General features: G+C 50.0%; 1 pseudogene. It reads left to right on the top strand.

Annotated elements, in window-relative coordinates:
• Window positions 1–892, top strand: a pseudogene (locus tag G1O98_RS38400) (bifunctional DNA primase/helicase); the annotation flags it as partial.

The raw sequence follows: 892 nt of genomic DNA, 5'->3' as shown, positions 1-892 counted from the left end.
TCGATTAATAATTTACGGGCTGATTTGCGATCGCTCCTAGAAGAAATGGGCAATACTATTGCGCCTGTGGGTGATGCGACCGATGAGGGGGCTTCCCGGTGGATGAAAGCGGCAGGTATTGCCATCGATGAGGAGTATTACCGCAAAGTTGCTAACGCCAAAGATATTGATAGAAAGACTTATACGGCTAGGCAGCACCAAGACTACCTCAAGCCAGAAGAGGTTTTGGAGTGTGAGAAGTTCCGCATACAGGATACTTACGGGATGAGTGTTACTCCTGAATTGGTTGAGCAAGATGACTCTGGGCGGTTAATTAAGAAGATAGTCGCACTGGAGGCAATATTAGCTGACCCTGGGGAAATGATTACCGATGACGACCTTGGGCGAGAGTTTGTGACACCGCCCTCTGTTGTGGTGGAACGCGATAAGTCGGAACGCGATCGCCTCGCCATCTGCACCGACTGGAGTAACCATTCTACCGCGTGGCTTATGCGTCATCGGCTGGGCTTGAGGGCGGTGCTAATGGATCTCATGGCTGGGGTTGAGATTAAAGGGGACGAGGCGATGATTCAGGTTTTAGCCGAGTTCTCTAAACGCAACGCATCTCACGTTAAAGGCATTCTCAACCTGACTATTCCCCTTGATGAGTCTCCTGTGTGGATTTTGGGGCAGTATCTTTCTCAACTGGGTTTGTCCACTAAATCACGGCGACCGCTTGAAGATGGTAAGCGCGTTAGGTACTATCGGCTGAATACTTCTGATGTAGAGTTTGCCCAGAAGGTATTAGAGTATCGGCAAAGGCAACGAGAAGAGAGGGAACGCAAACGCCAAGAGTCACTTGAGCGAGATGCGGCTTATGCGGCTAGGATGCAGGCTCAATATGGGATTAACC

The sequence above is a fragment of the Nostoc sp. UIC 10630 genome, assembly GCF_010747425.1.
Lineage (GTDB): Bacteria > Cyanobacteriota > Cyanobacteriia > Cyanobacteriales > Nostocaceae > Nostoc.
Note: the sequence above shows the minus strand (reverse complement) of the source record. Positions and strands in the feature narration are given on the sequence as shown.